Source organism: Hydrogenophaga sp. GW456-12-10-14-TSB4 (genome assembly GCF_059424305.1).
The window spans coordinates 25,677-45,998 of record NZ_JBWKZH010000049.1 but is presented as its reverse complement, the minus strand read 5'-3'; the positions used below and the strand labels follow the sequence as shown (position 1 = coordinate 45,998).

Below are 20,322 nucleotides of genomic sequence, written 5' to 3'. Positions count from 1 at the left end.
GCATGAAACACGCCCCCGCCGCCCCCACCTCTTCCGCTTCCGCGCGACGCCGCCAGGTCTTGCAGCTCGGCGTGGCCGGCGCGGCCATGGGTTTGCTGGGCGCGCCCGGCGTGCTGCGCGCGCAGACCGGGCCGAAGATTCGCATCGGCTACTGGCCGATCGCCGCCGGCCTGCCGTTCTACTCGGCCATCGAACTGGGCTACTTCAAGGAGGCGGGCCTGGACGTCGAGCCGCTCAAGTTCGCCGGCGCACAGCAGGTGATGGAGGCCGTGCTCTCAGGCCGCGCCGACGGCACCGCCAACGGCACCGGCTCGGCCAACATCGCCATTGGTGAGATCGCCCAGCCCGGCACCTTCAAGATCTTCTGCTCCAACCCGAGCAATGTGAAGCACGTGCTCGACGAAGTCATCGTGCCGGTGGCCAGCCCCGCCAAGGTGATGGCCGACCTCAAGGGCAAGCGCATCGCCTCGGGCCCGGGCATCCAGAACGTGACGCTGGCCAAGACCATCCTCGAGCGCGGCGGAGCCAGCGGGGCGACGGTCGTCGAACTGCCGATCGGCCAGCACGTGGCGGCCCTCGCGGCCGGCCAGGTGGACGGCGCCTACACGCTTGAACCCACGGGCACCATCGGCCGCATGAACGGCACCACCAAGGTGCTCGAAGCCGGCGTGATCGCGAAGTACGTGCTGGGCGACCCGATGGCGCCCTGGTTCGGCGGATCGGCCTCGCTCTCGTCGGACTTCATCAAGAAGAACCCCGACGCGGCGAAGAAATTCGTGGCGGCCTACGGCAAGGGGGTGGCCTACGTGCGCACCAAGGCCGCCGACGCGCGCCAGTACCTCAAGGGCTACACCGCCATCGAAGGTCCGCTCACTGGCGAGGTGCCGCTGGCCGCGTACACCATGTACAACGAGTTCACCCCGGCCGACGTGGCGCACTTCCAGAAGTTCTTCGACCTGTTCAGCGAGAAAGGCATCTTCGCCTCGCGCCTGATGGTCGACTCCATGCTCTACAAGGGCTGAGGCCATGAGCACCACCCCGCCCGTGGTCACCGAAGCGGCCACCCCACCCTGGAACCCGCCGGCGTCGGCCGGCGCACCCACGCCAACGAAGAAGACCGACTGGGGCAAGGCCCTGCCTTTCGTGGGCCCGGTGGTGCTGTTCATCATCTGGGACCTGGCCGTGCGACTGGGCTTCATCAAGCCCATCCTGCTGCCGCCGCCGGTGGACGCCCTGGGCGCGCTGCTGAGCGGCCTGGCCGGCGGTCCGCTCATGACCGACTTCGCCGTCACGGTCTGGCGCACGGTGCAGGCCTTCCTGATCGCGGCGGTGGTCGGCATGCCGCTGGGCGTGCTGCTCGGCAGCAACGAGAAGGCCTACCGCAGCGTGGAATTCCTGATCGATTTCTTCCGCTCCACGCCCTCGTCCGCGCTGATCCCGCTGTTCCTGATGATCTTCGGCGTCTCCGACATCAACAAGGTCGCGATCGCCGCGTTCGGCGCGTTGCTGATCGTGGTCTTCAACAGCGCCTACGGTGTGATCAACGCGCGCAAGCAGCGCGTGATGGCGGCCAAGGTGATGGGCGCGACGCGCTGGCAGGTGTTCAAGGACGTGCTGGTGTGGGAAAGCCTGCAACCCAGCTTCGTGGGCCTTCGCTCGGCGGTCTCGATGGCGCTGGTCATCGTGATCGTGGCCGAGATGTTCATCGGCGCCGACAGCGGCCTGGGCAACCGGATCATCAACTCGCAGCAAGTGATGAACGTGAAGGACATGTACGCGTCCATCCTGGCCGCTGGCGCGCTCGGCTACGCGCTGAACGTGCTGTTCCTTGTCATCGAAAGAAAGATCGTTCACTGGAGTGGAAGATGAACACAGTCGTCAACGCACCGGTGTACGACGCCGACGTGCCCGCCCCTGCCTTCCAGCCGGGGCCGGCCGGCACGCACATCACCATCCGCGGCCTGACCAAGTATTTTGCGGGCTGGCCGCTGTACGAGAACTTCGATCTCGACATCCCCAAGCACAAGATCGTCTCGGTGTTCGGCCCCAACGGCTGCGGCAAGAGCACGCTGATCAACATGATCGCGGGCCTGATCCCGATCGACAGCGGCGAGATCCTGTTCGACGGCAAGAGCCTGAAGGACACCAAGATCGGCTACGTGTTCCAGAACTACCGTGAGGCGATGTTCCCGTGGATGCGCACCATCGACAACATCGCCTACCCGCTCAAGCTGGAAGGCCGATCCAAGGCCGAGGTGGACCGCCGCATGGCCGAGCTGGTGGCCTCGTTCGACGTGAAGTTCGACCTCAACCGCTACCCCTACGAACTCTCGGGTGGCCAGCAGCAGACGGCGTCCATCATGCGGGCCCTGGCGCCCAACCCCGAGGTGCTGTTCCTGGACGAGCCCTTCTCGGCCCTGGACTTCGAGATGACGCTGTTCATCCGCGAAAAGCTGCAGGAGGTCTTCATGCAGACCGGCACCACCATGATGCTGGTTTCACACGACCTCGAGGAAGCGGTGTACCTGGCCGACCAAGTGCTGCTGCTGACCAAGCGGCCGACCAAGGTGGCCGAGATCCTGGCCTACGACGACCCGCGTCCGCGCACCACGGCGACCCTGTCCGAGGCCAGCTTCATTGCGGCCAAGAAGCGCAGCCTGGAGATCTTCCAGCGCGAGGTGCGGCGATGACCGAGGTGCAGACCCTGATCTACGTGCAGGCCGCTGCTGTGGCGCTGGAGCTGCATCTGGACACGGCCCAGGCCGCGCGCGTGGCGTCCCACATGCACCGCACCGCCGCCATGGCCGCATTGCTGGACGCCGTCCCATTGCACGACGAGGACGAGCTGGCCGAGATCTATTGCCCGGCACCGTTCCCCTCGGAGGCGCGCTGACATGGCCTTGCCCCCCACCCTCAGCCAGACCGCGCAGGCGGTGGCCGGCGGCCAGCGCAGCGCGACCGAGGTGCTGGACGCGTGCATCGCGCGCATCGAAGCCACCGAGGCGCGCGTGAACGCCTTCACCAGCACGCGCTTCGAGGACGCGCGCGCCCAGGCCGCGCGCATCGATGCCCGGCGCGCGCGCGGCGAGCCCCTGGGCCCGCTGGCCGGCGTGCCTTTCGCGGTGAAGAACCTGTTCGACATCGCGGGCGAAGTGACACTGGCCGGCTCCAAGGTCAACCGCGGCAACCCACCCGCCACCGCCGACGCGGTGCTCGTGCAGCGCCTGCAGGACAGCGGCGCGGTGCTGGTCGGCTCGCTCAACATGGACGAGTACGCCTACGGCTTCACCACCGAGAACAGCCACTACGGCCCCACGCACAACCCGCACCGGCCCGGCCACGTGGCCGGCGGATCGTCGGGCGGCTCGGGGGCGGCGGTGGCCGCCGGCCAGGTCCCGCTCACCCTGGGCTCGGACACCAACGGCTCGATCCGCGTGCCCTCGTCGTTCTGCGGTGTGTGGGGGTTGAAGCCCACCTTCGGCCGGCTCTCGCGCCGCGGCAGCTACCCCTTCGTCGCCAGCATCGACCACCTCGGCCCCTTCGCCGACGATCTGGACGGCCTGGCCCTGGCCTACGACGCCCTGCAAGGCCCCGACCCGCGGGACCCGGGCTGTTTCGCCACCTCGGTGCAGGCCGCCGCGCCCTCGCTCTCCCAGGGGGTGCAGGGCCTGCGGGTGGGCCTGCTCGGCGGCTACTTCGTGGACCACGCCAGCGCCCCGGCGCGCGAGGTGGTGGCGCGCGCCGCCGCCGCGCTCGGCGCCAGCGCCACGGTGGCCTGGCCCGACGCGGCCCAGGCCCGCGCGGCCGCTTTCATCGTCAGCGCCAGCGAAGGCGGCGCGCTGCACCTGCAGCGCCTGCGCCGCCAGGCGGCCGACTTCGAACCCCTCTCGGTGGACCGTTTCATCTCGGGCGCGCTGCAACCCGCCGCCTGGTACGTGCGCGCGCAGCGCTTTCGCCGGGTCTACCGCGACCGGGTCCATGCCCTGTTCCGCGATTGGGACGTGCTGATCGCGCCTGCCACGCCGGTGCCCGCGCCGGCCATCGGCACCGAGTGGATCGAGATCAACGGCCAGCGCTTTCCCTGCCGGCCTTCCATCGGCCTGCTCACGCAGCCCATCTCGTTCGCCGGCTGCCCGGTGGTGGCCGCGCCGATGTGGCCCGAAGGCACCGACGGCCTGCCGATCGGCGTGCAGCTCATCGCCGCGCCCTGGCGCGAGGACCTCGCGCTGCGCGCGGGCTGGGCGCTGGCGCAGGCCGGCGTGGCGCAACTCAAGGAAACCCGCCTGTGATGGACATCAACCTGCCCGACGTGCTGGCCGAGGTGACGGCCGCGTTCGAACGCTACGAGCTGGCGCTCGTCGGCAACGACGTGGCCGTGCTCGACGAGCTGTTCTGGAACAGCCCGCACACGCTGCGCTACGGCGCCACCGAAAACCTGTACGGCCATGGCGCCATCCGCGAGTTCCGCGCGAGCCGCCCGTCGAGTGGTCTGGCGCGCACGCTGGGCAAGACCGTGATCACCACCTACGGCCGCGACTTCGCGACCGCCAACACCGAGTTCCACCGCGCCGGCAGTGCCAAGGTCGGTCGCCAGAGCCAGACCTGGCTGCGCACACCCGAGGGCTGGCGCGTCGTCTCGGCCCACGTGAGCCTCATGAGCTGAACCCCGTCCCGTCCCCGTCCGTCCCCAACCAGGAGCGATCCCATGAACCACCCTGCCTTCACCCGCCGCGAAACGATCAAGACCCTGGCCGCGCTCGGCGCGGCTGCCGCCAGCCCGTGGGCCCTCGCGCAAAAGCCCATCACCGTGGGCGTGATCTATGTCGGCCCGCGCGACGACTATGGCTACAACCAGGCCCACGCCGAGGCCGCCGCGCAGCTCAAGAAGATGGCCGGCGTGAAGGTGGTGGAAGAAGAGAACGTGCCCGAAACCGCCGCCGTGCAGCGCAGCATGACCGGCATGATCGCGCAGGACGGCGCCTCCCTGGTGTTCCCCACCTCCTTCGGCTACTTCGACCCGCACATGCTCGCCGTGGCCGGCAAATTCCCCGATGCGCGCTTCGCCCATTGCGGCGGCATGTGGACCGAGGGCAAGCACCCGAAGAACACGGCCAGCTTCTTCGGCTACATCGACGAGTGCCAGTACCTCAACGGCGTGATCGCCGGGCACATGACCAAGAGCAACAAGATCGGCTTCATCGCCGCCAAGCCGATCCCGCAGGTGCTGCGCAACATCAACGCCTTCACCATGGGCGCGCGCTCGGTCAAGCCCGGCATCACCACGCAGGTGATCTTCACCGGCGACTGGTCCATGCCCGTGAAGGAGGCCGAGGCCACCAACAGCATGGCCGACCAGGGCGTGGACGTGTTCACCATGCACGTGGACGGCCCCAAAGTGATCGTGGAGACCGCCGCCAAGCGCGGCAAGATGGTCTGCGGCTACCACGCCAGCCAGGCCAAGCTCGCGCCCCAGGCCTACCTGACCGGCGCCGAATGGAACTGGCTCACCGCCTACACCGCCTTCCTGGAAGCGGCCCGCAGCGGCAAGCCGCACCCCAACTTCGTGCGCGGCGGCCTGAAGGAGGGCTTCGTCAAGCCCTCGGCCTACGGCCCGGCGGTGACCGATGCCGCGAAGAAACAGGCCGACGGCATCAAGGCGCAGATGATGGCCGGCAGCTTCGACATCTTCAAGGGACCGCTCAAGGACAACAAGGGCGCGACCGTGATCCCCGCCGGCAAGGTGTTCAAGCAGATCGACCTGGAGCTCGAGAAGATGAACTACCTGGTCGAAGGCGTCAACGGCAGCGTCTGACGCCTTCACGGCCATGCGCAACATCCTGCTGCCCGTCGGCGCCATCCTCGCCGCCCTGCTGCTGTTCGGGCTCTTCGTCTCGTTCGCGGGCGTGGACCCGGTGGAGGTGTGGGTGCTGCTGTTCAAGGGCGCGTTCGGCGACTGGTACTCGTGGCAGAACACGCTGCAGCGCGCCGCGCCGCTGATGCTCACCGCGCTGTGCGTGGCGATCCCCGCGCGCGCCGGCCTGGTGGTGATCGGCGGCGAGGGCGCGCTGGTCCTGGGCGGCCTGGCCAGCGCGGCGCTGGCCCACGCGGTGCCGCTGCCGGCCCACCTGGCCGGCACGGTGGCGGTGTGCCTCGCGGGCGCGCTGGCGGGGGCGCTGTGGATCGCACTGGCCGGCTGGCTGCGCCAGTTTCGCGGCATCAACGAAACCATCAGCAGCCTGCTGCTGGCCTATGTCGCCATCGGCCTGTTCAAGCACCTCGTGGAGGGACCGCTGCGCGACCCGGCCAGCCTGAACAAGCCCTCTACCCCCGCGCTGGACGAGGGCCTGTTGATCGGCGGCATCGCCGGCTCGGACGTGCACTGGGGCCTGGTGATCGGCATCGCGGTCGGCCTGCTGGCCGGCCTGTGGCTGCGCCTCACGCCCTCGGGCTTCTCGGTCCAGGTGGTGGGGGGCAACCCCCGCGCGGCGCAGTTGGTGGGCCTGCCCGCGACGCGCCTGATCATCGTGGCCTGTGCGCTCGGCGGCGCGGCCGCCGGCCTGGCCGGCGCGATCGAGGTGGCGGCCGTGCACACCAGCGCCAACGCCGCGTTGATCGCCGGCTACGGCTACGCGGGCATCCTGGTGTCGTTCATCGCGCGCCACCACCCGTTCGCGGTGGTGCCGGTGGCCATCGTGTTCGGGGGGTTCGGCGCGGCCGGCAGCCTGCTGCAACGCCGCCTGGGCCTGCCCGATGCCTCGGTGCTGCTGCTGCAGGGCATCGCCTTCGTGCTCATCCTGGCCAGCGAGGCCCTGCGCGACCTGGACTGGAAACGCGTCTTCGATCGCCTGGGCCAGTTCGGGCCGTCCGAGCCGGTGCCCATCGTGATGCCCTCGCCCGACACGGCCAAAGGAGAGCCGAGATGACCGCAGCGCCGGGCCGCCCCAAGCCAGGTCGCACCGCAGTGCGAAGCACGGAGGATTTCGAATGAGCGCCGACCAGTTCCTGATCTTCCTTGCCGGCATCGTCGGTGGTGCGCTGCGCGTGGGCGTGCCTTTCCTCTTCGTGAGCCTGGGCGAGTGCCTCACCGAAAAATCCGGCCGCATCAACCTCGGTCTCGAAGGCGTGCTGGTGCTCTCGGCCATGGTCGCCTTCGGCGCCTCCTACCTGAGCGGTTCGCCCTGGGTGGGCGTGCTCGCCGCCGCCGTGGCGGGCGCCTTGCTGGCCACGCTGCACGGCCTGTTGTGCTCGCTGCCGCGCGTGAACGACATCGCCACCGGCATCGCGCTCATGCTGCTGGGCATGGGCCTGGCGTTCTACCTCGGCAAGCCGCTGATCCAGCCGCAGGCCGCGCAGTTGCCCGCGATCCCGCTGGGCTTCTGGAGCGAGTCGCCGGCCGTGCGCTCGGCCTTGCAGATCAATGCCCTGCTGCCCATCGGCCTGGTGCTGGCGCTGGCCATGGGGTGGGCGTTCGCGCGCACCCGCGCCGGCCTGCTGGTGCGCATGGCGGGCGACTCGGCCAACGCCACGCGCGCGCTGGGGTACTCGGTCTCGGGCATCCGCATCGCCGCCACCGCGGCGGGCGGCCTGATCGCCGGCCTGGGTGGCGCCTCGCTCACGCTGTTCTACCCGGGCAGCTGGAACGAGGGCATCTCCAGCGGCCAGGGCCTGATCGCCGTGGCGCTGGTGATCTTCGCGCGCTGGAGCCCGCTGCGCTGCGTGGGTGCCGCGCTGCTGTTCGGCGGTGCGGGCGCCATCGGACCGGCGCTGCAGTCGATCGGCATCGGCTGGGGCTACCACCTCTTCAACATCGTGCCCTATGTGCTCACGCTGCTGATCCTCGTGCTCACCTGCCGGCCCGGCGTGATCGTGCCGGGCAGCCCGACCGAACTTTCGTCCAACAAGTGAGACCCGCCATGGAACGCTTCGTCGACGCCCACCCCTATGCCTGGCCGTACAACGGCGACCTGCGGCCGCAGAACACCGCGCTGATCGTGATCGACATGCAGATCGACTTCTGTGGCACCGGTGGCTACGTGGACAAGATGGGCTACGACATCTCGCTCACGCGCGCGCCCATCGAGCCGCTGAAAACGCTGATGGCCGGGATGCGGCAGGCGGGTTACCACCTGATCCACACCCGTGAGGGCCATCGGCCCGACCTGTCGGACCTGCCGGCCAACAAGCGCTGGCGCTCGCGCCAGATCGGCACCGACGGCGTGGGCATCGGCGACGACGGTCCGTGCGGCCGCGTCCTGGTGCGCGGCGAGCCGGGCTGGGAAATCATTCCCGAGCTCGCCCCGCTGCCGGGCGAGGCGGTGATCGACAAGCCCGGCAAGGGCTCGTTCTACGCCACCGACCTGGAGCTGCTGCTGCACACGCGCGGCATCCGGAACCTCATCCTCACCGGCATCACCACCGACGTGTGCGTGCACACCACCCTGCGCGACGCGAACGACCGCGGCTTCGAATGCCTGCTGCTGTCGGACTGCACCGCCGCCACCGACCGGGGCAACCACGAGGCTGCGCTGAAGATGATCACCATGCAGGGCGGCGTGTTCGGCGCGCACGCCACCTCCACGTCCCTCCTGGAGGCCATCGCATGACCGACACCACAGCCCCCATCGGCGGCCTGCCCCTGCCCACCGGCGCGCTCGCGCTGGACACCTACGAGATGGGCATGCAGTTCGGCGGCTTCAAGGCGCTGGACGGCGTGAGCATGAAGGTGGCGCCCGGCACGGTGCATGCCCTGCTCGGCGAGAACGGCGCGGGCAAGAGCACGCTGGTGAAATGCGTGGCGGGCTTCCAGCGGCCCACCGCCGGCAGCATCCTGATCGACGGGCGCGAGCAGGCCATTCCCAACCCGGTGGTGGCGCGCACCCTGGGCATCGGCATGGTCTACCAGCACTTCACCCTGGCGCCGGGCATGACGGTGGCCGAGAACCTGCTGCTCGCCGGCGGCAAGACACCGGCGTTCATCGACTGGAAGCGCCAGCGCGCCGAACTGGAGGCATTTCTGTCCTCCACCCCGTTCCAGCTCGACCTGGACGCGCGCCCGCAATCGCTGGCCGCCGGCGAGAAGCAGAAGCTGGAGCTGCTCAAGCAGCTCTACCTGAAGCCGCGCCTGCTGATCCTGGACGAACCGACCTCGGTGCTCACGCCGCAGGAGGCCGACGAGGTGCTGGGCCATGTGCGCCAGTTTGCGCGCAGCGGCCTGTGCACCGTGCTCATCATCACGCACAAGTTCCGCGAGGTGATGGCCTATGCCGACGACGTGACCGTGTTGCGCCGTGGCAAGGCGGTGCACCACTGCGCCGTCATGGACACCAGCCCGGCCCTGCTCGCCCAGGCCATGGTGGGCGAGTCCGGCGCCGCAGCCGAACGCCAGGCCACGCGCGCGGCCCTGCCCTCGGCCGTGCCGAACGCGCGCGCTTCGCTGGAAGTCCAGGGTTTGAAGGTAATGGGCGACCGGGGCACCCTGGCGGTGCAAGACCTGAGCCTGGCGGTGGCACCCGGCGAAATCCTCGGCATCGCGGGCGTCTCGGGCAACGGTCAGCGCGAGCTGGTGGAGGCGCTGGTGGGCCAGCGCCCGCGCGCGGCCGGCGCGGTGAGCGTGCAGGGCCAGGCCTACGCCGCACGGCGCGAGGAGAACCACCGGCTGAAGGTGCGAAGCCTGCCGGAAGAACCGTTGCGCAACGCCTGCGTGGGCGAGCTGTCGGTGGCCGAGAACATGGCGCTGCGCGACTTCGACCGTCCCCCCCTGTGCAGCGGCGGGCGCCTGCGCTTCGGCCATTGGCGCAGCCGCGCGCGCGAGTGGATCGCCGGCTACGGCATCAAGACGCAGGGTGAAGGCGCGCCGATCCGCAGCCTCTCGGGCGGCAATGTGCAACGCGCCGTGCTGGCGCGCGAACTCCACGGCGACATCCACGTGCTGATCGCGGCCAACCCGGTGTTCGGCCTGGACTTCGCGGCGGTGAAGGAAATCCACGGCCGCCTGCGCGGTGTGCGCGACCACGGCGGCGCGGTGCTGCTGATCAGCGAAGACCTGGACGAACTGCTGGAGCTGGCTGACCGCATCGTGGTCATGAGCGAAGGCCGCATCGTGTTCGAGACGCCCGCCGCCTCGGCCAACCGGCAGACCCTGGGTGCCCACATGGGCGGAGGACATTGACCATGCGGCAGATCGACGCCCAACCGTTCACCTACGAGTTCGATGTGGCGCGCACCGCCCTGGTCATCATCGACATGCAGCGCGACTTCATCGAGCCCGGCGGCTTCGGGGAAACGCTGGGCAACGACGTGGCGCTGCTCGCCGCCATCGTGCCGGCCTGCCAGGCGGTGCTGGGCGCCTGGCGCCGCGCGGGCGGCACGGTGGTGCACACCCGCGAGGCGCACGCGCCCGATCTGTCGGACTGCCCGCCCGCCAAGCGCCTGCGCGGCAACCCCAGCCTGCGCATCGGCGACGTGGGCCCCATGGGCCGCATCCTAGTGGCCGGCCAGCCCGGCAACCAGATCATTCCCGCGCTTTCGCCGGTGGCCGGCGAGAGCGTGATCGACAAACCGGGCAAGGGCGCGTTCTACGCCACGCCATTGCATGCGCAGCTGCGCCAGGCCGGCATCACGCACCTGATCTTCATGGGCGTGACCACCGAGGTCTGCGTGCAGACCAGCATGCGCGAGGCCAACGACCGCGGCTACGACTGCCTGCTGCTGGAAGATTGCACCGAGAGCTACTTCCCGCATTTCAAGGCCGCCGCCGTGGCGATGTTGCGCGCCCAGGGTGCCATCGTGGGCTGGACCGCCACCAGCCCGCAACTGATCGCGGCCTTGACAACCCCATGAGCCGGCAAGACTGCTAGAGTTTCCCCGTGCCTAACCCGTCCCACCGCAGATCCACCGCCGCGCCACTGGCGTCCGCCCACCGCTCGCGCGCCAGCGAGGTGTACGAACAACTCAAACGCGACATCGCCGACTTCCGCATGGTGCCTGGCGACCGCTTCAGCGAGCACGAACTGTGCAGCCGGCTGGAGGTCTCGCGCACGCCGGTGCGCCAGGCGCTGACCCGGCTGCAGCAGGAAGGCCTGGTGGAGGTGATGTTCCGCAGCGGCTGGCGCGTGTTGCCGTTCGACTTCGACAAGTTCGACCAGCTCTACGACCTGCGCATGGTGCTGGAAACCACGGCCGTGCAGCGCCTGTGCCTGCAGGAGGTGGAGACCTCCGGCCCCGCCCTGCAGGCGCTCAAGGACCGCTGGCTGGCGCCGGTGGCCGAGCGCAGCAGCGATCCGGTGCAGGTCGCCGAATGGGACGAGGATTTCCACGAGGCGCTGGTGCGCGCGGCGGGCAACCCCGAGATGGCGCGTGTGCACCACGACGTGACCGAGCGCATCCGCATCATCCGCCGGCTCGATTTCCTCAAGCAGGTGCGCATCGACGCCACCTACGACGAACACGCCAAGATCCTGCGCGCCATCCTGGCCCGCAAGGCCGACCGGGCCGACCTGCTCATGCGCTCGCACATCGAGACCAGCCGGGTCGAGGTGCGCAAGATCACGCTGCACCAGGTGTTCATGGCGCAGCAGGTGGCACCGCCGGGCTAGTTGCCCTGGGAGGGAGCGGCCACCGCGCCAAAGAGGAAGCTGTCCATGGACAGCACACCGTGAGTGATGCCGCCGTCGATCACCTCGGCGGCCACACCCTCGCCCGCCGCGCCCGCCGCCACCAGCAGGGGCTGGAAGTGCTCGGTGGTCGGGTGGGCGCGCTGCGCGTGCGGGGCGTCGTCCAGCGTGCGCCGCACGCGCTCGCTGTCGCCCTGGCGCACCGCCTCGCGCACCCAGGCCACGAACTCGGTGGCGTAGGCCGCCTCGTCGCCGTGCCCGCTGCGGAACTCGTAGAGGTTGTGGGTGAGGCTGCCCGAGCCGATCACCAGCACGCCCTCGTCGCGCAGCGGCGCGAGCGCCTGCCCGAAGGCCCAGGCACCGGCCGCGTCCAGCCCGTGCGGCAGCGACACCTGGAACACGGGCACGTCGGCGTGCGGGTAGAGGTAGAGCAGCGGCACCCAGGCACCGTGGTCCAGGCCGCGGTGCTCTTCACCCTGGGCGGTCCAGCCTGCGCGCTTCAACGCGTCCAGCGTGCGGCGGGCCAGCTCGGCGTGTCCGGTGGCCGGGTAGGTGATTTCGTAGAGCGGCTGCGGAAAACCGCCGAAGTCGTGGATGGTGGCCGGCTGCTCGCTCAGGCCCACGCGCGCGCCGCGCGTCATCCAGTGCGGCGAGACGATCAGCACCGCCTTGGGCGTGGGCAGCGCAGCGCCCAGCGCGTTCAGTTTCGGGCCGGCCAGGCCGGGCTCCAGCGCGAACGTGGGGGCGCCGTGAGAGACGAACAGGGTGGGCAGGCGGTTCATGGTGGCTCCTTCAAGACATCGATGGAAGGACTTTAAAAGTTCCACATCAAGAGATAAACATGCTTCAATGAGACAGACTGTTCCTATTTGAGAGACAAATGGACCGATTTGAAGCGATGAGGGTGTTTGCCGCGGTGGTCGATGCCGGCAGTTTTGTCGCGGCCTCGGACGCCCTGCCGATGTCCAAGGCGGCGGTGTCGCGGCACGTGGCGGAGCTGGAGTCGCACCTGGGTGTGCGCCTGCTCAACCGCACGACGCGGCGGCTCTCGCTCACGCCCGAGGGCGAGGTGTTCCATGCGCGCTGCAAGGAGGTGCTGGCCTCGGTGGACGAGGCCGAGGCCGAGATCACCTCGCGCAGCGGCGAGGCCACCGGGCTGCTGCGCATCAACGCGCCCTTCACCTTCGGCCTGCTGCACCTGGCACCGCTGTGGGTGGCGTTCATGGCCAGCCACCCCAAGCTCACGCTGGACGTGACCCTGTCGGACCGCGTGGTCGATCTGGTCGAGGAAGGCTTCGACATGGCGGTGCGCATCGCGCGCCTGCCCGACTCCAGCCTGGTGAGCCGCCAGATCGCGAGCACGCGCCTGGTGCTGTGCGCCTCACCCGGCTACCTGCGCCAGCACGGCACGCCCCGGCACCCGGCCGAACTCGCGCACCACCAGGTCGCCGCCTACAGCCTGTTCTCCCAGGGCGACCACTGGAGTTTCACCGGGCCGCAGGGGCCGGTCACGGTGAAGGTCTCGCCCCGGCTGCGGTGCAACAACGGCGACACCTGCCGCCTCGCGGCCTTGCGCCATCAGGGCATCGTGCTGCAACCCTCGTTCCTCGTGGGCCCGGACCTGCAGGCCGGCACCCTGGTGGAGCTGATGCCCGAGTTCCGCTCCATCGAGCTGGGTGTCTACGTGGTCTACCCCTCGCGCAAATTCGTCTCGCCCAAGGTGCGCCTGCTGATCGACTTTCTGGTCGATGCCTTCCGCATGCAGGCCTGGCCGACGCACAAGCCGACCAGAAAACGCCACAACGACCGTTAACGCCGCACCGCGCGCGAGCGCCGCTGCTTGGGCAGGTCCAGCGCCGCGAGGTTGGCCTTGGCACGCTCGGCCAGGCGGTCCATCAGCCCGTCGAGCTGCGCGACCTCCTCGGGCGCGAGCGCCAGCAGCAACTGGCGGTTGAGCTCCTCCACCACCGGCAGGAACTCCTCGTACAGCGCGCGCCCCTTCTCCGTCAACGACACCCTCGCCTGCCGGCGGTCGCTGGGGATCACCTCGCGCGCGATGAGTTTCAGATCGACCAGGGTGGTGACGATGCGCGAGGTGCGCGCGCGGTCCAGCTGCGCGAAGTCGGCGAGCTCCGACGACAGCACCGGGCCGTGCCGCGCCAGCACCACGATCAGGCGCCACTCGCGGCGCGAGACGCCGTAGCGCGCCTGGCACAGCCGCCCCACGGGCGCCACCGCGACCGCCTGCAGGCGGCTCAGGCGGTAGAGGAAAAGCTCACTCATCACACATCGACTCCACCAGTGAATACCCTGAGCATAGTTGTATTGGTCAACCAATCCGGGAGCGCATAGATTCGCGAAAAGCCCCCGAACACCTTCCAGGAGACACCCATGCCATCCCCCTTTTCCCCTGTGCGCGCCACGCTGTTCGCCCTCATGGCCGGCCTGGCCACGTCCCACGCCCTCGCCCAGGCCTGGCCGAACAAGCCGGTGACCCTGGTGGTGGGCACACCGGCCGGCGGCGCGGTGGACGTGTATGGCCGGGCGCTGGCCGACCAGCTGGCGAAACAGACCGGCGGCACCTTCGTGGTGGAGAACAAGGGCGGCGCCAACGGCAACCTCAGCGCCGAACAGGTGCGCAACGCCGCCGCCGATGGCCACACGCTGTGGATCAGCACCCAGGCCATGTTCACCATCAACCCCTCGGTGTACCCGGCGCTGCGCTGGAAGCAGGCGGACTTCAAGCCCATCGCCAAAGGCGTCGAGAACCCGCTGGTGCTGGTGACCCACCCCTCCGTGCCGGCGAAGACCCTGCCCGAGCTGGTGAAGTGGGTCGCGGCCAACCCGGGCAAGGTCACCTACGCCTCGTTCAGTCCCGGCACGCCGTCGCACTTCCTGGGTTTCCAGCTCAACGAACGCTTCAAGCTGGACATGGTGCACGTGCCCTACAAGGGCAGCGCACCGCAGATCACCGACCTGCTCGGCGGCCAGGTGCGGCTGGGTTTCGCGCAGCTGCAGGCCGCGCTGCCGCACGTGCAGAGCGGCAAGCTCCACGCCATCGCCGTCACCTCGCGCGAGCGCACCAAGTTCCTGCCCCAGGTGCCCAGCCTGGCCGAGCTGGGTTACCCGGACCTGGGTGCCACGGTGTGGTTCGGGCTCATGGCGCCTTCGGCCACGCCCAAGGCGGTGGTGGACCAGATCCAGGCCGCCACGGTGAAGGCCCAGGCCGACGCGGACTACAAGGCCAAGCTCGAAGCGCAAGGTTTTGACGTGCCGCAGGAAAACGGCGAGGCCTTCGCGGCCACCATCGCGAGCGAAACGGCGCGCTGGGCGCAGGTGGTCAAGGCCACCGGCTTCAAGGCCAACGACTAGGGGCGGTTCACCCTGACGGTGTCTCGCTCGTCAGCGCGAACGCACTGGCGCGCACCGGCTCGAACGGCCGGACCTCGTACTGCAGACCGCAGGCCAGGCAGGGGTTGTCGGCCGAGATGCGCGCGGCTTCTTGCAGACTGTTCGCGCGCACGAACCAGAAACCGCCCACAACTTCCTTGGCCTCGGCGAACGGCCCGTCGATGATGCGGTCGCGCGTGACCAGCCGGCCCTCGCGCGCCAGCCGCTGGCCCGCGCGCATCACGCCCTGGGCGACCATCTCGCCGTGCCACGCATAGAAACGGTCGATCGCCGTCTGGATCTCCTCGGGCGACTTGTCGGCGTCCCACTGGCCGCGCGAGATCACCAGGAACTCCCGGGGCTCCAGGTCCGAACTCATATCGCCACCCCGGCCGGCGGCTGCGGTGTGCGTTGCGCGGGGTCGTAGAAGAACTGTTCGGACGCGATGCGCTCGCCCTCCCAGCGCTGCCAGGCCAGCTCTTCCATCTCGGTGACCGACTCGTCCCGCCAGACGAAGCGGAACTGCCAGCGGATCACCACGTGGTCGCCGTTGACGAGCACCGGGCGCACACAGCGCGACTTCATGGACCGTGCGCGCGCCATCACCTGGCGCTCGCCGACCACCAGCTGGTCGCGGCCCATGCGCGGTGCCGACTGGTTCTCCTGCATCGTGGCGTTGGGCGTGTAGAAGTCTTCGATGGCCTGATCGTGGGCGTTCTGCTCCACCAGGGCGATGAAACGTTCGAGGGTCTCTGGGCTGGGCATGGGGGCTTTCAGGGGTGGGGGGCCTGCAGCATCAGCGAAGCAAAGCCCAGGTGGTGCATGGTCTCGCGCAGGATGAGCACGTAGGCCGCGAATTCGGCCCGCTGCGGCAGGCCCGAGGACGCCGCAGGGCGACCGAGCGAGACCGCCGCGAGCTGGTTGAACACATGCTCGACGTCGTCGATCAGCAGCAGCGCGCTGCCGGCCTCGCGCTCGTGCACCAGGCGGTGCAGCTCGCGCGCGGGGGCATCGGTCGTCACCAGCTGGGAGCCGCGCGGCAGCTGCCGCTGCAAGGGCATGACGGCGTTCTCCACGTGTTCGATCGCGGTCTCGATCTCCAGCGCCGTGGGTGGCGTGTGGCGGAACGGGCCGTTGCCCAGCGCGCTGGTGCCGATGTCCAGCATCCACTCGCGGGCACCGCCTTCGATGGGCTCGGTCTCGATCAGGGTCTCCTGCGCGCCGATCGTGATGCGGGTGCGCGCCTCAAGCATGCCGGCCTCCCGTCGCCTGCTGCTCGGAGATGCGCTCGGCCACCCGGGGTGCCTGCTGGGCGATGGTGCGCAGCAGGCCACCGGGCTGGCGCACGTCAAAGCCCACGAAGTGCAGGCCCTCGAGCGCGCCCTGCCCGCTCACCTGCGCCGGCATGCCGCAGGCATCGAGCGACAGGTCGGTGTAGGGAAAGAGCTCGGCCAGCGCGGCGCCGTAGCCGGTGGCGAGCAGCACGGTGTCGAACGGGTGCTCGTGCCCGTCGGTGAAGCGCACCCCGCCGGCCGTGAGGCGCTGGATGCCGGGGTAGACCTGAATGTCGCCGGTCTTGATGCGCCGCACGGTGCCGATGTCGATCATCGGCGTCTTGCCCTCTTCGCGCAGCTGGCGCAGGGGCGAGACGCTGGCGCTGGGCACGCCGTGGCGGCGCAGGTCGCCCACCGTGAGGTTGCGCAGCAGCGAGGCCAGCGCATCGCCCAGCACCGGGGGCAGCTTGGCGAGCGCGATGCTGGAGAGCTGCGTGGGCCGGCCCCACACGTCGCGCCGCACGATGTTGACCGGGGAGCGCACCGAGATCGCGGCGCGCACACCGTGCTCCACCAGGTCCAGCGCGATCTCGGCGCCGGTGTTGCCCATGCCGACCACCAGCACGCGCTGGCCCGCGAAGGGCGCGGCGTTGCGGTAGCTGCGGCTGTGCAGCAGGCGGCCCTGGAACACGTCCTCACCGGGCAGCTTCGGCGCGCGCGGCTGGCGGTTGGCGCCGGTGGCCACCACCACGTGGTTGGCCGAGATCCGGCGCCCGCCGGCCAGCACCACCTGCCAGGGCGCGCCCGGGTCCTGCCGGGGTTCGATGGCCGTCACGTTCTGCCCCAGCTCGGGTTCGATGCCGTGCTGCCGCGCGTAGGCCACCAGGTAGTCCACCACACCCTGGCGCGGCACGTAGCGCGGTGCATCGTCGGGGAAGGGCCTGCCGGGCAGCGCCGAATGGGTCTTGACGGTGTGCAGGTGCAGGCGCTCGTAGTGGTGGCGCCAGGACGAGGCAATGTCCCGTGCCCGGTCGAGCACCAGCGGGCTGTGGCCGCGCTGCACCAGGCAGGCGGCCGCCGCCAGGCCGGCCGGGCCGGCACCGATGACGACGATGTCGGCCTCCGACCCGGGGTCGAGGGGCGCATGGTTGGAACCGCGAAATGGCTCGGTGAAAAAATCGGGCGGGTCGTGGTCCATGGCGGCAGTGTGCGGCGTTGTGACCCAGTGTCAACCCCGGCCGGCCGCCGGCCTATGCGGACTTTCACTCGGCAGCGCCTTCGCCGTTTCGGGTAAGGCGCTGCGCGCGCTCCCTCAGGAAGTGTTTCTCGCGCTCGTTGCCCGCGAGATCGGCCGCGCGCTCGAACTCGGCACGCGCCTCGCCGTCGCGCCCCAGCTTGGCCAGCAGGTCGCCGCGCACACTGGGCAGCCAGTGGTACTGGCGCAGCGCCTTGTTCTTCAGCAGCGCATCCACCAGCACCAGGCCGGCGGCCGGGCCGGCGTGCATGGAGATGGCCACCGCGCGGTTGAGCTCGACCACCGGCGAAGGCGCCACGCGCGCGAGTTCGCCGTACAGGGCGGCGATGCGGGACCAGTCGGTGTCGGCCGCGCGCACCGCGCGCGCGTGGCAGGCCGCGATGGCGGCCTGCAGGTGGTACGGGCCGGCGTCGGTGGCAAGCAGGTCGGCGCGGTCGAGTGCGGCCAGCCCGCGGCGGATCAGCAGGTGGTCCCAGCGGCTGCGGTCCTGGTCGGCCAGCAGCACGGGGCGGCCTTGGGCATCGGTGCGCGCGGCGGTGCGCGAGGCCTGGATCTCCATCAGCGCGAGCAGGCCGTGCACCTCGGGCTGCTGGGGCGCGATACCGGCGAGCATGCGGCCCAGGCGCAGGGCCTCGTCGCACAGCAACGGGCGCATCCAGTCGCCGCCGCTGGTGGCGGTGTAGCCTTCGTTGAACACCAGGTACACCACCTCGAGCACCGAGGCCAGGCGCTCGCCCAGCGCCTCGCCGCGCGGCACCTCGAAGGGCACGCCGTTGTCGCTGATCGTTCGTTTGGCCCGCACGATGCGCTGCGCGATGGTGGCCTCGGGCACCAGGAAGGCGCGCGCGATCTCGTGGGTGGTGAGCCCACCCAGCAGCTTGAGCGTGAGGGCCACGCGCGCATCGGTCGAGAGCACCGGGTGGCAGGCGGTGAAGACCAGGCGCAGCAGGTCGTCGCCGATGTCGTCCTGCCGGGCCTCGTCGAGCGCGTCCACGAAATCGGGCACGTGCGTGGCGCCCAGCGCCTCCAGGTCGGCCGCGATGCCGTCGTGCTTCTCCTCGGCCATCTGCCGGTGCCGCAGGTGGTCGAGCGCACGGCGCTTGGCGGTGGTCATGAGCCAGGCGGCGGGGTTGTCTGGCACGCCGCCCCTGGGCCAGTGTTCCAGCGCGGCCACCAGCGCGTCCTGCGCGAGCTCTTCGGCCACGCCGATGTCGCGCACCACCCGCGCCACGCTGGCCGTGATGCGCGCGGACTCGAGGCGCCAGACGGTGGCGATGGCCTGGTGGACACTGGAATGCATGAGCCGAATTTACATCTGCGCGGGCGCGGCGCTCATGTCCATCCAGAACACCTCCCATTGGTGGCCGTCCAGGTCGGCAAAGCCGTGCTGGTACATGAAACCGTGGTCCATGGGGGCGTTCGGTGTGGTGGCACCGGCGGCGACCGCCTTGGCCACCACCTCGTCCACCTGGGCGCGCTGGTCGACCGAGAGTGCGATCAGCACCTCGGTGGCCTTCTTCGCGTCCGAGATCGGCAGCTTGGTGAAGCCCTGGAAGAAGGGCTCGACCAGCAGCATCGCGAAGATGTTCTCACCCACCTCCAGGCAGGCGCCCTGCTCGTTGGTGAACTGCGGGTTGAATTTCAGGCCTAGCGACTTGAAGAAGGCCTGCGAGCGGGCCATGTCCTTGACGGGCAGGTTGACGAAGATCTGGCGAAACATGGTGGCTCCTGGTTGAACGGGAAGAAACGGGCGCTCAGGACGCCGCCGCCGCGCGCTCGGCCTGCGACTTGAGCAGCGACAGGCCGGTCTCGAAGTCGTGGCCGATCATCTGGTCCATGTTCATGAAGACGCCGATGAGCCGCGCCACGAAGGGGCTGGGGCCGTCCATGGCCCAGGTCACGCGGGTGGCCTCGCCTTCGGGCACCAGACTGAAAGTGACGACATTGTGCCCCTCGAAGGGCTCGAACATGTCGAGCTGCATGGTCACGCTGGAGGGCGCGCTGGAGGCGGTGATGCCGATGCGGCCCTTGCCGACCTCCTTGTTGCCCTGGAACGCGTACACCGCGCCGGGGCCCGCGCTGGGCCCGCTGTATTGGCCCTGCATGCCCGGGTCCTTGCGGGCGTAAGGGTTCCAGGTGTTGAAGCGGTGCAGGTCGTTGATGAGCGGGTGCAGGCGCTCGGCCGGCGCCTGGATGGTGATCGAACGTTCGACGTGAAACCGGTCGGGCCGGCTCGCGGCGTACAGCAGCAGGGCGGCGATGGCCACGCCGATCAGCAGGGCAAGGATCTTGAGCATGGGGTGTCTCCTCAGCGCTTGGGGTTGTGCATGGCGTCGAGCTTCTTGAAGTCTTCCAGCGGCTCGCTGGGCGGGAAGTCTTCCATCTCGTAGAGCTGGCGCAGCTCGATCACGGCGTCCTTGCCGGCGCCCGCCGGGTTGGGAAAGCGGCGGCTCCACTCCATCGCCTCCTCGCGCGAACGCACCTGGATCAGGGTGTAGCCGGCGATGAGTTCCTTGGACTCGGCGAACGGGCCGTCGATGATGCGCTTGCCGCCGTCAGCGCTGTAGTGCACGCGCCAGCCCTTGCGGCTGGGTTGCAGGCCCGAGCCGTCGAGCAGCACGCCGGCCTGGGCCAGTTCCTCGTGGTAACGGACCATCTCCGCCATCAAGGCCTCATCGGGCGCGGGCGAGGTCTCGGCTTCAAATTCGTCGCAGGACTTGACGATGATCATGAATCGCATGGTGGTCTCCGGTTGAAGGTTGGGTGGTTTCAACAGGCACGACGAACCAGG

25 protein-coding genes are annotated in these 20,322 nt (G+C 69.7%); 15 read left to right on the top strand and 10 right to left on the bottom strand.

Annotation, left to right across the window (positions count from 1 at the left end; all coding sequences use genetic code 11):
- Positions 1-2 precede the first annotated feature (2 nt).
- From AC07ZS_RS21290 to AC07ZS_RS21230, 13 genes are all read left to right on the top strand, one after another.
- Positions 3-1,022, top strand: coding sequence for an ABC transporter substrate-binding protein (locus tag AC07ZS_RS21290; protein ID WP_494800526.1), 1,020 nt, complete (start codon positions 3-5; stop codon positions 1,020-1,022).
- Between the two features lie 4 nt (positions 1,023-1,026).
- Positions 1,027-1,869, top strand: a complete 843-nt coding sequence (locus AC07ZS_RS21285) for an ABC transporter permease (RefSeq protein WP_494800525.1) — start codon at positions 1,027-1,029, stop codon at positions 1,867-1,869.
- A complete protein-coding gene (locus tag AC07ZS_RS21280; protein ID WP_494800524.1) occupies positions 1,866-2,690 on the top strand; it encodes an ABC transporter ATP-binding protein in 825 nt (274 codons plus the stop codon). Before AC07ZS_RS21285 ends, AC07ZS_RS21280 begins: the two co-directional genes overlap by 4 nt.
- On the top strand, positions 2,687-2,893 hold the full coding sequence (locus tag AC07ZS_RS21275; RefSeq protein WP_494800523.1) for a DUF4089 domain-containing protein: 207 nt from the start codon (positions 2,687-2,689) through the stop codon (positions 2,891-2,893). The genes AC07ZS_RS21280 and AC07ZS_RS21275 overlap by 4 nt, the downstream gene beginning before the upstream one ends.
- A 1-nt stretch (position 2,894) precedes the next feature.
- Positions 2,895-4,289, top strand: a complete 1,395-nt coding sequence (locus AC07ZS_RS21270; protein WP_494800522.1) for an AtzE family amidohydrolase — start codon at positions 2,895-2,897, stop codon at positions 4,287-4,289.
- A complete protein-coding gene (gene hpxZ / locus AC07ZS_RS21265) occupies positions 4,289-4,663 on the top strand; it encodes an oxalurate catabolism protein HpxZ (protein WP_494800521.1) in 375 nt (124 codons plus the stop codon). The genes AC07ZS_RS21270 and hpxZ overlap by 1 nt, the downstream gene beginning before the upstream one ends.
- 42 nt (positions 4,664-4,705) lie before the next feature.
- Positions 4,706-5,812 (top strand): BMP family ABC transporter substrate-binding protein, encoded by a 1,107-nt coding sequence (locus AC07ZS_RS21260; protein ID WP_494800520.1) that lies wholly within the window; start codon positions 4,706-4,708, stop codon positions 5,810-5,812.
- Positions 5,813-5,825: 13 nt separating this feature from the next.
- Positions 5,826-6,923: an ABC transporter permease gene (locus tag AC07ZS_RS21255; RefSeq protein WP_494800519.1), complete on the top strand. Its 1,098-nt coding sequence runs from the start codon at positions 5,826-5,828 to the stop codon at positions 6,921-6,923.
- A 61-nt stretch (positions 6,924-6,984) separates the two neighbouring features.
- Positions 6,985-7,905: an ABC transporter permease gene (locus tag AC07ZS_RS21250; RefSeq protein ID WP_494800518.1), complete on the top strand. Its 921-nt coding sequence runs from the start codon at positions 6,985-6,987 to the stop codon at positions 7,903-7,905.
- An 8-nt stretch (positions 7,906-7,913) separates the two neighbouring features.
- Positions 7,914-8,603 (top strand): biuret amidohydrolase, encoded by a 690-nt coding sequence (gene biuH, locus AC07ZS_RS21245; protein ID WP_494800517.1) that lies wholly within the window; start codon positions 7,914-7,916, stop codon positions 8,601-8,603.
- A complete protein-coding gene (locus AC07ZS_RS21240) occupies positions 8,600-10,168 on the top strand; it encodes an ABC transporter ATP-binding protein (protein WP_494800516.1) in 1,569 nt (522 codons plus the stop codon). Before biuH ends, AC07ZS_RS21240 begins: the two co-directional genes overlap by 4 nt.
- 2 nt (positions 10,169-10,170) lie before the next feature.
- Entirely contained in the window at positions 10,171-10,839 is a 669-nt protein-coding gene (locus AC07ZS_RS21235) for a cysteine hydrolase family protein (RefSeq protein WP_494800515.1), read from the top strand.
- A 26-nt stretch (positions 10,840-10,865) separates the two neighbouring features.
- Positions 10,866-11,594: a GntR family transcriptional regulator gene (locus tag AC07ZS_RS21230; protein WP_494800514.1), complete on the top strand. Its 729-nt coding sequence runs from the start codon at positions 10,866-10,868 to the stop codon at positions 11,592-11,594.
- Here the strand turns inward: AC07ZS_RS21230 and AC07ZS_RS21225 are convergent.
- Positions 11,591-12,394, bottom strand: a complete 804-nt coding sequence (locus tag AC07ZS_RS21225; RefSeq protein ID WP_494800513.1) for a dioxygenase family protein — start codon at positions 12,392-12,394, stop codon at positions 11,591-11,593. The genes AC07ZS_RS21230 and AC07ZS_RS21225 overlap by 4 nt on opposite strands.
- Before the next feature lie 98 nt (positions 12,395-12,492).
- Here AC07ZS_RS21225 and AC07ZS_RS21220 point away from each other — a divergent pair, with 98 nt between their 5' ends.
- Entirely contained in the window at positions 12,493-13,425 is a 933-nt protein-coding gene (locus AC07ZS_RS21220; RefSeq protein ID WP_494800512.1) for a LysR family transcriptional regulator, read from the top strand.
- On the opposite strand, the gene AC07ZS_RS21215 is transcribed toward AC07ZS_RS21220, so the two are convergent.
- Positions 13,422-13,895, bottom strand: a complete 474-nt coding sequence (locus AC07ZS_RS21215; protein ID WP_494800511.1) for a MarR family winged helix-turn-helix transcriptional regulator — start codon at positions 13,893-13,895, stop codon at positions 13,422-13,424. The genes AC07ZS_RS21220 and AC07ZS_RS21215 overlap by 4 nt on opposite strands.
- A gap of 108 nt (positions 13,896-14,003) precedes the next feature.
- On the opposite strand from AC07ZS_RS21215, the gene AC07ZS_RS21210 reads away from it, so the two are divergent.
- Complete coding sequence (locus AC07ZS_RS21210; protein WP_494800510.1) at positions 14,004-14,984, top strand: Bug family tripartite tricarboxylate transporter substrate binding protein; 981 nt, start codon at positions 14,004-14,006, stop codon at positions 14,982-14,984.
- A 7-nt stretch (positions 14,985-14,991) separates the two neighbouring features.
- On the opposite strand, the gene AC07ZS_RS21205 is transcribed toward AC07ZS_RS21210, so the two are convergent.
- From AC07ZS_RS21205 to AC07ZS_RS21170, 8 genes are all read right to left on the bottom strand, one after another.
- The gene (locus AC07ZS_RS21205; RefSeq protein ID WP_494800509.1) at positions 14,992-15,381 is read right to left on the bottom strand and encodes a YciI family protein; all 390 of its coding nucleotides are present in this window, start codon (positions 15,379-15,381) and stop codon (positions 14,992-14,994) included.
- On the bottom strand, positions 15,378-15,767 hold the full coding sequence (locus tag AC07ZS_RS21200) for a nuclear transport factor 2 family protein (RefSeq protein ID WP_494800508.1): 390 nt from the start codon (positions 15,765-15,767) through the stop codon (positions 15,378-15,380). Before AC07ZS_RS21200 ends, AC07ZS_RS21205 begins: the two co-directional genes overlap by 4 nt.
- Before the next feature lie 8 nt (positions 15,768-15,775).
- On the bottom strand, positions 15,776-16,255 hold the full coding sequence (locus tag AC07ZS_RS21195; protein WP_494800507.1) for a hypothetical protein: 480 nt from the start codon (positions 16,253-16,255) through the stop codon (positions 15,776-15,778).
- Positions 16,248-17,474: a flavin-containing monooxygenase gene (locus tag AC07ZS_RS21190; RefSeq protein WP_494800506.1), complete on the bottom strand. Its 1,227-nt coding sequence runs from the start codon at positions 17,472-17,474 to the stop codon at positions 16,248-16,250. Before AC07ZS_RS21190 ends, AC07ZS_RS21195 begins: the two co-directional genes overlap by 8 nt.
- Before the next feature lie 64 nt (positions 17,475-17,538).
- Entirely contained in the window at positions 17,539-18,831 is a 1,293-nt protein-coding gene (locus AC07ZS_RS21185; protein ID WP_494800505.1) for an RNA polymerase sigma factor, read from the bottom strand.
- Positions 18,832-18,840: 9 nt separating this feature from the next.
- A complete protein-coding gene (locus AC07ZS_RS21180; protein WP_494800504.1) occupies positions 18,841-19,251 on the bottom strand; it encodes a VOC family protein in 411 nt (136 codons plus the stop codon).
- Positions 19,252-19,285: 34 nt separating this feature from the next.
- Positions 19,286-19,828, bottom strand: a complete 543-nt coding sequence (locus tag AC07ZS_RS21175) for an SRPBCC family protein (RefSeq protein ID WP_494800503.1) — start codon at positions 19,826-19,828, stop codon at positions 19,286-19,288.
- 11 nt (positions 19,829-19,839) lie between these two features.
- Positions 19,840-20,271 (bottom strand): YciI family protein, encoded by a 432-nt coding sequence (locus AC07ZS_RS21170; protein WP_494800502.1) that lies wholly within the window; start codon positions 20,269-20,271, stop codon positions 19,840-19,842.
- Positions 20,272-20,322: the final 51 nt, after the last annotated feature.

Excerpts from the sequence above, each read along its gene's own strand:
- AC07ZS_RS21290 (WP_494800526.1), top strand. The coding sequence starts at position 3 with ATGAAACACGCCCCCGCCGCCCCCACCTCTTCCGCTTCCGCGCGACGC.
- AC07ZS_RS21285 (WP_494800525.1), top strand. The coding sequence starts at position 1,027 with ATGAGCACCACCCCGCCCGTGGTCACCGAAGCGGCCACCCCACCCTGG.
- AC07ZS_RS21280 (WP_494800524.1), top strand. The coding sequence starts at position 1,866 with ATGAACACAGTCGTCAACGCACCGGTGTACGACGCCGACGTGCCCGCC.
- AC07ZS_RS21275 (WP_494800523.1), top strand. The coding sequence starts at position 2,687 with ATGACCGAGGTGCAGACCCTGATCTACGTGCAGGCCGCTGCTGTGGCG.
- AC07ZS_RS21270 (WP_494800522.1), top strand. The coding sequence starts at position 2,895 with ATGGCCTTGCCCCCCACCCTCAGCCAGACCGCGCAGGCGGTGGCCGGC.
- hpxZ (WP_494800521.1), top strand. The coding sequence starts at position 4,289 with ATGGACATCAACCTGCCCGACGTGCTGGCCGAGGTGACGGCCGCGTTC.
- AC07ZS_RS21260 (WP_494800520.1), top strand. The coding sequence starts at position 4,706 with ATGAACCACCCTGCCTTCACCCGCCGCGAAACGATCAAGACCCTGGCC.
- AC07ZS_RS21255 (WP_494800519.1), top strand. The coding sequence starts at position 5,826 with ATGCGCAACATCCTGCTGCCCGTCGGCGCCATCCTCGCCGCCCTGCTG.
- AC07ZS_RS21250 (WP_494800518.1), top strand. The coding sequence starts at position 6,985 with ATGAGCGCCGACCAGTTCCTGATCTTCCTTGCCGGCATCGTCGGTGGT.
- biuH (WP_494800517.1), top strand. The coding sequence starts at position 7,914 with ATGGAACGCTTCGTCGACGCCCACCCCTATGCCTGGCCGTACAACGGC.
- AC07ZS_RS21240 (WP_494800516.1), top strand. The coding sequence starts at position 8,600 with ATGACCGACACCACAGCCCCCATCGGCGGCCTGCCCCTGCCCACCGGC.
- AC07ZS_RS21235 (WP_494800515.1), top strand. The coding sequence starts at position 10,171 with ATGCGGCAGATCGACGCCCAACCGTTCACCTACGAGTTCGATGTGGCG.
- AC07ZS_RS21225 (WP_494800513.1), bottom strand. The coding sequence starts at position 12,394 with ATGAACCGCCTGCCCACCCTGTTCGTCTCTCACGGCGCCCCCACGTTC.
- AC07ZS_RS21220 (WP_494800512.1), top strand. The coding sequence starts at position 12,493 with ATGGACCGATTTGAAGCGATGAGGGTGTTTGCCGCGGTGGTCGATGCC.
- AC07ZS_RS21215 (WP_494800511.1), bottom strand. The coding sequence starts at position 13,895 with ATGAGTGAGCTTTTCCTCTACCGCCTGAGCCGCCTGCAGGCGGTCGCG.
- AC07ZS_RS21210 (WP_494800510.1), top strand. The coding sequence starts at position 14,004 with ATGCCATCCCCCTTTTCCCCTGTGCGCGCCACGCTGTTCGCCCTCATG.
- AC07ZS_RS21205 (WP_494800509.1), bottom strand. The coding sequence starts at position 15,381 with ATGAGTTCGGACCTGGAGCCCCGGGAGTTCCTGGTGATCTCGCGCGGC.
- AC07ZS_RS21200 (WP_494800508.1), bottom strand. The coding sequence starts at position 15,767 with ATGCCCAGCCCAGAGACCCTCGAACGTTTCATCGCCCTGGTGGAGCAG.
- AC07ZS_RS21195 (WP_494800507.1), bottom strand. The coding sequence starts at position 16,255 with ATGCTTGAGGCGCGCACCCGCATCACGATCGGCGCGCAGGAGACCCTG.
- AC07ZS_RS21190 (WP_494800506.1), bottom strand. The coding sequence starts at position 17,474 with ATGGACCACGACCCGCCCGATTTTTTCACCGAGCCATTTCGCGGTTCC.
- AC07ZS_RS21185 (WP_494800505.1), bottom strand. The coding sequence starts at position 18,831 with ATGCATTCCAGTGTCCACCAGGCCATCGCCACCGTCTGGCGCCTCGAG.
- AC07ZS_RS21180 (WP_494800504.1), bottom strand. The coding sequence starts at position 19,251 with ATGTTTCGCCAGATCTTCGTCAACCTGCCCGTCAAGGACATGGCCCGC.
- AC07ZS_RS21175 (WP_494800503.1), bottom strand. The coding sequence starts at position 19,828 with ATGCTCAAGATCCTTGCCCTGCTGATCGGCGTGGCCATCGCCGCCCTG.
- AC07ZS_RS21170 (WP_494800502.1), bottom strand. The coding sequence starts at position 20,271 with ATGCGATTCATGATCATCGTCAAGTCCTGCGACGAATTTGAAGCCGAG.